Source organism: Micromonospora sp. LZ34, from assembly GCF_052981855.1.
Map to the genome: position 1 here is coordinate 1 of NZ_JBRIQN010000108.1, position 6,238 is coordinate 6,238.

General features: G+C 66.9%; 8 protein-coding genes. 3 read left to right on the forward strand and 5 right to left on the reverse strand.

Annotated features, from left to right (window positions below; translation table 11 throughout):
* Positions 1 to 350 precede the first annotated feature (350 nt).
* Complete coding sequence (locus tag ACVCAH_RS37205) at positions 351 to 1,193, reverse strand: SGNH/GDSL hydrolase family protein (protein WP_447140900.1); 843 nt, start codon at positions 1,191 to 1,193, stop codon at positions 351 to 353.
* Positions 1,194 to 1,238: 45 nt separating this feature from the next.
* Between ACVCAH_RS37205 and ACVCAH_RS37210 the strand changes: the two genes are divergently transcribed.
* Both ACVCAH_RS37210 and ACVCAH_RS37215 read left to right on the forward strand, forming a co-directional pair.
* A complete protein-coding gene (locus ACVCAH_RS37210; RefSeq protein WP_447140901.1) occupies positions 1,239 to 1,457 on the forward strand; it encodes a hypothetical protein in 219 nt (72 codons plus the stop codon).
* A 146-nt stretch (positions 1,458 to 1,603) separates the two neighbouring features.
* On the forward strand, positions 1,604 to 1,855 hold the full coding sequence (locus ACVCAH_RS37215) for a hypothetical protein (RefSeq protein WP_447140902.1): 252 nt from the start codon (positions 1,604 to 1,606) through the stop codon (positions 1,853 to 1,855).
* A gap of 793 nt (positions 1,856 to 2,648) precedes the next feature.
* Here the strand turns inward: ACVCAH_RS37215 and ACVCAH_RS37220 are convergent.
* On the reverse strand, positions 2,649 to 3,080 hold the full coding sequence (locus ACVCAH_RS37220) for a DUF6228 family protein (protein ID WP_447140903.1): 432 nt from the start codon (positions 3,078 to 3,080) through the stop codon (positions 2,649 to 2,651).
* Between the two features lie 378 nt (positions 3,081 to 3,458).
* On the opposite strand from ACVCAH_RS37220, the gene ACVCAH_RS37225 reads away from it, so the two are divergent.
* Positions 3,459 to 4,055: a hypothetical protein gene (locus tag ACVCAH_RS37225; RefSeq protein WP_447140904.1), complete on the forward strand. Its 597-nt coding sequence runs from the start codon at positions 3,459 to 3,461 to the stop codon at positions 4,053 to 4,055.
* A gap of 185 nt (positions 4,056 to 4,240) precedes the next feature.
* On the opposite strand, the gene ACVCAH_RS37230 is transcribed toward ACVCAH_RS37225, so the two are convergent.
* From ACVCAH_RS37230 to ACVCAH_RS37240, 3 genes are all read right to left on the reverse strand, one after another.
* On the reverse strand, positions 4,241 to 4,765 hold the full coding sequence (locus tag ACVCAH_RS37230; protein WP_447140905.1) for a hypothetical protein: 525 nt from the start codon (positions 4,763 to 4,765) through the stop codon (positions 4,241 to 4,243).
* A 208-nt stretch (positions 4,766 to 4,973) separates the two neighbouring features.
* Positions 4,974 to 5,660, reverse strand: a complete 687-nt coding sequence (locus ACVCAH_RS37235) for an HAD family hydrolase (protein WP_447140906.1) — start codon at positions 5,658 to 5,660, stop codon at positions 4,974 to 4,976.
* On the reverse strand, positions 5,645 to 5,827 hold the full coding sequence (locus tag ACVCAH_RS37240; protein WP_447140907.1) for a hypothetical protein: 183 nt from the start codon (positions 5,825 to 5,827) through the stop codon (positions 5,645 to 5,647). The genes ACVCAH_RS37235 and ACVCAH_RS37240 overlap by 16 nt, the downstream gene beginning before the upstream one ends.
* Positions 5,828 to 6,238: the final 411 nt, after the last annotated feature.

Here is a 6,238-nt window from a genome sequence, read left to right on the forward strand (position 1 = left end):
CAACTCCCGACACAACTCCTGGTAACCGGTCAGCGGTGCGTCGTGGCGGCGGCGTCGCCACGCGTTGACCTCCAGCACGCACGCCCACACGTCACCAGCCGAGCGCAGCAGGCCGAAACACCGCCGCCGCTGCCCCACCGTCACCCGCAACCCCACCCGCGCCGTGCAATGCACAACCCGCGGCGCGGCAGGATCCCGACGGCGAGGCACAAACCCCAGCCAACACCACCCCTACGACACTTCCCCAACCCCGCCAACCCGGCGAACGTTAGTGGACACCGCACTAGCCTGCCCCCGCGGAGCCGGGTACCGGCCGGGCGCGTTCACCGGCCGGTACCCGCTGGCGGTGTCTACGCCTTGTCGGCGGCCGCCGTCGTGGTGTTGAGCATGGCGTTTTTGACCAGCGGGGCGTACCCGCTCGACTGGCCGGCACGGTTCGGGTGGTACGACTCCCTGATCGGGTCCGACAGGCCGTTGATCCATTCGATGGAGTCGCAGACGGCGTGCCCGGTGAATGCGGCTCGCGGGTCCACGAACGGGAACGAGTGCGCGACTGCCCGGCCCTTGATGGTCTGGTTCAGCAGATCGGCGGTGTCGTTCAGCGCCGCCTGCTCCCCCGGGCTGATCCGGGACAGCGACTGACAGTCGCTCTCGTTGAACAGGCGTGGATACCCGACGATCACCACCCGGGCGTACGGTGCCCGTGAGCGGATCTTGTTGTACAGCGTGTCCAGGGTGCCGGGCAGGGTGTTCCGGATGTAGTGGTTGGCGTTGTCGATGTCACCCCAGCAGGTGTACGGCCACGGCTTGGCGCACTGCGTGATGACGTTGGAGAACCCGGCATCGTTGCCGCCGACGGTGAGCGTGACGTAGCTGGTCGAGGAGCTGAGACTGCCGAGCTGGTTGTTGGACACGTCGGCGACCTTCGCGCCAGAGCAGGCGGCGAACGTGAGGTTGGCGCCGATCTGGTTCGCGTCGAGGACCGGGTACGCGTACGGCGAGCGGTAGCAGCTAGTGCCGTCGGAGTAGTACGTGCGGGTGCCGACGCCCGAGGAGTACGAGTCGCCCAGGGCGGTGTAGAGCGGCACGGCCCCCTGTGCGGGCAACGCCCACAGCACGGCCGGCGCCAGGCCGGCGAGGACGGCGATCGCGAGTGTGACGAGGCGGCTTCTGCGGCGGGAGATCGGTGCCATGCTTCCTCCTCAGCTGCCCACCCGGAACGCATCGACGGACGTCGAATGCTGGTGGTGGTCCAGACTGTCGGCGGCAAGCATTGGCACGCGCAAGAGATCGAGCGAAAGTTTCCTTCAATCGAACAAGTGGGCAGGAGGCTACTTGCCAGGAATGGGCCGATCCGACGCGTCGCCGCGCGCGAACGGCCGGGCGACACGCTCGGACCGCTGCTGACCCTGGCTCCGGCCCGCGCGCGCCCGGACGACCAGATCGCGATGCTCTGATCTGGAGCCAGGACCACCGCCTGGCCGCCCCGAGCAAGAAATACCGCTACTGGGCCAACCTGAGAATCGGCGCTAAAACTAGAGCAACCCGGATCAGCCCGTTCCTGCTCGGGTACGCCCTGGCCGCTCTCTTCCTCACCACCGCAGTGCTGGGTTACCTGCTCCGAGAATGGGCCTACCACGGCGAGCCCATCGGGCTGGCGCTTCCCGCTGCGGCGCTGATCATCGTGATCGTCCTCTGCACGCCGCTCGTCGCGCCAATCGAGCTCGCCCGCCAGCAGTACACCCACGACCTCTACGGGTGGTGGTACTTCCCCTTCCTCATTGCCGCCGTGACCTGTCACCTGGGCTGCCTCCTCGCCGCGGCGGTGGTCCTGTCTCGCACGCGGTCATCCTGAGAGAGAGTTGCCGTAACCTACGGCGAGACCTTCGCCGAGCAGGGGAACTACCCCCGTCGGGGAAGCGGGCACAGGTTGTCGACCGGTGAGATCGGGTGCCAAGCAAGGCTGGATCCCGCCCGGTCCCAGCGGTTGCATGACGAGGCTTCGCAGCCTTGGCCGCAGCGATCGCTGCCTCCTTGCTGCCTCTACCGCTACCGGACCGTCACGCCGACGCCGTTGCTAGACGGAGTCGACGAAGGCCTCAGCCTCCGCTGGGCCAACGTTGCGCTCGCTACGGACTGCAAAGATCGCCTCCTTGCGGCGTCCACTGTCCCGAAGACCTCGCACTCGGCTGGCCACATCGGGTCCGCCGGGCATTGGGAAGTCGGAGAGGACCTCTCCGGATCGAAGACGCGACGCGGCCACCTTGGCCTCGGATCGATCGAGCTGAGCCTGCTTCCGCAGCACGCGCACGGCCTGGCGAAAGCTGCCTGACTCGATCAGGTCATGGGCGCGAACTTGGATGTCGACTGGCACGAACAGGGGTAGCTCGTAGAAAACCCGAACCCTGACCGGCCGCCATCGAAGCACCTGTCGATCATAGGTGCGCCACCCAGCAGTTTGACCGACCAGCTTGCCCTGAGGCGTGGCGACATCTCGCTTACAAGGCGCTTTCGGCAAAGGTCGCAACGTCCGCTGAGGTCCCACGGGTTCGGCTCAGAGCCGACAGCCGTCCACGCTCGTCCGGCCTCTGCCGCCGCCGTTGATGTGAGCCACGGATGTCAAGCCAGGCCCCTCAGGTCCCGCCCTGCTATGCCGGCTGCACCTGACCCACATCGACCACCTCAACGACATGATCGGCAAGCTCGACGCCCGCATCGACGTGGTCATCGCCCCTTTCACGGCCCAACGGGACCGACACGTAACCTCGACCGTCGTGCCGAGCATCGATTGCAAGCTCGCGCTCCCAAGACGTCCAGGTACGGACGCCGTTCCAACCTTGCCAGTCAGCCGCGAGCCGCTGCACGAAGCCCGACAGGGTGGTATCGAGGTCGAAGAATTGTCCGTCGATCTTGGCGACCGTCGACGCGGTCAGGCCGTCGGCATGCAGCTCCGTCGCAATGGTGTAGACGTAGCCGTCACCGTACGGATCTTGCGTAAGACGGACAATCCAACGCTGGCCACTGCTCACCCTGACCACGACCCACCGGCCGAAGGGCTGCAAGACGAAGGCTTCGCTCATAGTGGCTCGCAGTATCCACAACTCGCCAGGGGCCTGGCCTCCGTGTTTCCTCGACCCCTGGACCATCTGATCCGTAGCCTCGGCCGGATGGTCCGGCATCGTGCAGGAGGGTCGGCAACCGCTGGTCGTAGCGCTCCACGCGTCCGCTGCTGCGTCGGTCCGTCCAGCGCCGTTGCTGTCATCCACTGCTGTCATCGCGGCCGCGCCCGCCACCATTTCGGCAAGACCTTGTGGAAGGGCGGCAAGGGCAAGGAGGTGTCGCACGTATGCCGCACCTGGCACACCAGGCCGACCAGTCCGCCTCGAAGCCACGCGCGAGGGCGACGCGGAGGGCGGATCGATCGCTACACTGCCTCCCTCAGTCAACGGGGAGGATGAATGGAAGACATCGACGTGCCTGTCGCCTGGGCGAGCACCCAGGGACACATGCTGCCCGGCGTCTGCGTCCGGCATGGCGAGCCGGCCGAGGAGATTCATCACCCCAGGTTCGGCCGGACGTCGCCTGGCTGGACAGTGATCGCGGCAGTCGCCTCGCTGGTGTTGGCGTTTCTCCTCGGCGTAGCGGTAACGCCCATGCTCGCACCCTTACCAGTTGTCGCGTTCGTCGCCGTTGTCCAGAACGTGCGGTCAATCCGGGTCGCCTGGCCCTACTGCGCGCGGTGCGTGCTGCTCCACCACCGGGTGAAGGTCCTCGGGCGCGTGGCGGGCGCGCTCACCCTGCTGGGCGTGTTCGCGGCGGTATTGCGCGTGCGGGCCAACGGCGTGGACGGCACCACGGTGTGGATGACGGCCGCGTTGTTGCTCGCCGTGCTGGTCATGGCCCTGGTGATGGCGGCGTTCTCCTGGCAACGGCTCGCTGGGGCTCAGGTTTCGCGGGACCAGCTCTCCGTACGGCTGAAGGCGCACCCACGGTTCGCCGCCGAGGTCCGGGAGCGGCTCGCCGCAGAGCGGGTAGCCCCTGGCCACAATCGTTAGGTGGAGCGAGTGGCGGGATCGAACCCGCACTGTCAGCTTAGGAATCGCACAAGATCGGATCGGGGCACGGCGTTTCCCCCATCGACACGGTCCCCGGTGGCCTGGTTTGACCCCGGGTGACACAGGCTTGTGGCCCGTGGATGGCCCGCCGGCCGTCGTACGCGAAACGCCTACTCGCGGCGGCCCTACGGACGCACCGCCTCGCGACGCGCTTCTCGACGAAGCAGGGCAGTTGAGATGACCGCAGCGAACACGCAAAAGCCCCCCGGCACGAAAACCGCGATCCGCTGCTCCTGCGCCTTCAAGGTCAGATACTGAGCCTTGCTGATGACCGTCACCTCGCCGTGGTTGTTGGCGACGTACGCTCCGGCACGCTGCTCCGGCACACCCGGCGCACCACTGATAGAGAGAACTCCGACCAGCCAGAACCCGGCGAACAGCAGCCAGCTCGCGATGAGCAACCAACCTGGCATCGTTTCGCGCAACAGACGCCACACCGCCTGGCCGCCACCTGCAGGGGTGCCGGTCTCATCCATCGCGAGGCGCATGACTGCGATGAGGGTGATGAGAAGGCCCGGCAGCGCCAGCAGCAATGCCGACGCCAGGATGATGGGCGTGGGCAGTGGAAGTCCTCCCGGAAGTGTCGATGCTGCCAACAGGCCCGCGCACCAAACGATCCCGGCGAGCGCGATCCGGCGAGTCCATTTCATGGCGGGAAGCTACATCAGGTGGACTACCTCGCGCACACCCCAGACGCGCGCCACCGATGACCCTCTCCGACCTCTGTCTTGCAAAGATCAAGACTGCTGTCTGCCTCCGTCGGCGGCTACCGCTGACCTGCTCGTCATGTCGCCTACCGTCGATTCCGGACTGTGTCCGTCGGCGCGCTTGGCTGTACGAATGGCTGTACTGACCGCTCTACTCGACCGGCTCCATGACCTTGAACGGCTCTCGGAGTATGGCGGGCAGGTCGGCCAAGGTAGCGATAACCGGCCCGCCCCAGCTGGGGTCGGTGTCGTTGTGCTCCGTGGTCCGGAAGACGGTCATACCGACCGCTGCCGCCCCGGCCAGCTCACCGTCTGAGCCGTCGCCAACAAAGATGCACTCCGCCGGCCCAACGCCCAGGCGCTCGGCAGCAAGGTGATAGATCGCCGGGTCTGGCTTGGATAGCCCAACGTCGCAGGAGAAGACCGCGACGTCGAACCGGTGGGCGAGCCGGCTCTGCGGCCATGCCTCGGCAGTGTCCGAGGTGGCGTTGCTGATGAGGGCCAGCGGATGCCCGTCGTCGCGTAGCGCGTCGAGCACGTCCAGGGTGGCGGTCGAGACGCTGTCCAGCACTCGGCGCCCGAGGGCTCGCCGATGTTCACCGGCCCGTGTCACCTGTTCGTTGGTTGGTGTGCCGCCGAGGCGTCCGGCGAGGATGCGGATGGTCTCCTCCACGTCCCACCGGACCAGCCGGTCCCGCCAGGTGGCGTGGTACGCGGCGACCAGCTCGGCCGGAGCTACGCCGACCATGACCGCCATCTCGCCGACTACCCGGTCACGCTCCTCGTCGGCCCCTTGGATCAAGGTATGGAAGAGGTCGAAGATCACTGGTCGAGACATCTCAGCATCCTACGGAGATCGTCGGGTCCCGATGCCTGCACGAAGGCGAGCGCGCCGGCCTCGGACTGGAAGACTTCGATCCAACTGTCGTCACGGACAACCCCGTCCCCGTCGATCGGAGCCGCCTTGCCGGCCAAAACAGAGATCGTGGTTGCCTCCGCAGCCATGTCGATGGTGAACCGTTCCTCGCTATCGACGCCATCCGTCGCAGCGAGTGGCGCGGTTACAGCAACGACGACTTCGAACGGGTCGTGGGCTGGCGCATCTCATTCATGCGCTTGAACCAGCCCCGCAGCCCGGCCAGGGCGGTGGATATCTTCCCATCGCAGCGAACCCGCTAGCCAGAGGTGTTGCGCCTCGGCGCCGGCGGTGCTGGTGGCGGTCTTCCGCCCCGATTGAGGCCCGTTGCTACTGTGCACGGGTGATCCTCGGGCGGACGGAGGAACTGGCCCGGCTGGACCGGCTGCTGACCGACGCCCGCGCTGGTGGCGGCGGCGCCTTAGTGCCCCTCGCCGTTAATTCGTCGGGGTTATGCGGCGGTGGGTAGGGGACCATGGATGGCGAGGCGTTTGAGGAGC

What these genes read in the sequence shown, in the direction of transcription:
- ACVCAH_RS37205 (WP_447140900.1), bottom strand. Translation starts at nt 1,193, where the DNA reads ATGGCACCGATCTCCCGCCGCAGAAGCCGCCTCGTCACACTCGCGATC.
- ACVCAH_RS37210 (WP_447140901.1), top strand. Translation starts at nt 1,239, where the DNA reads ATGCTGGTGGTGGTCCAGACTGTCGGCGGCAAGCATTGGCACGCGCAA.
- ACVCAH_RS37220 (WP_447140903.1), bottom strand. Translation starts at nt 3,080, where the DNA reads ATGAGCGAAGCCTTCGTCTTGCAGCCCTTCGGCCGGTGGGTCGTGGTC.
- ACVCAH_RS37225 (WP_447140904.1), top strand. Translation starts at nt 3,459, where the DNA reads ATGGAAGACATCGACGTGCCTGTCGCCTGGGCGAGCACCCAGGGACAC.
- ACVCAH_RS37230 (WP_447140905.1), bottom strand. Translation starts at nt 4,765, where the DNA reads ATGAAATGGACTCGCCGGATCGCGCTCGCCGGGATCGTTTGGTGCGCG.
- ACVCAH_RS37235 (WP_447140906.1), bottom strand. Translation starts at nt 5,660, where the DNA reads ATGTCTCGACCAGTGATCTTCGACCTCTTCCATACCTTGATCCAAGGG.
- ACVCAH_RS37240 (WP_447140907.1), bottom strand. Translation starts at nt 5,827, where the DNA reads ATGGCTGCGGAGGCAACCACGATCTCTGTTTTGGCCGGCAAGGCGGCT.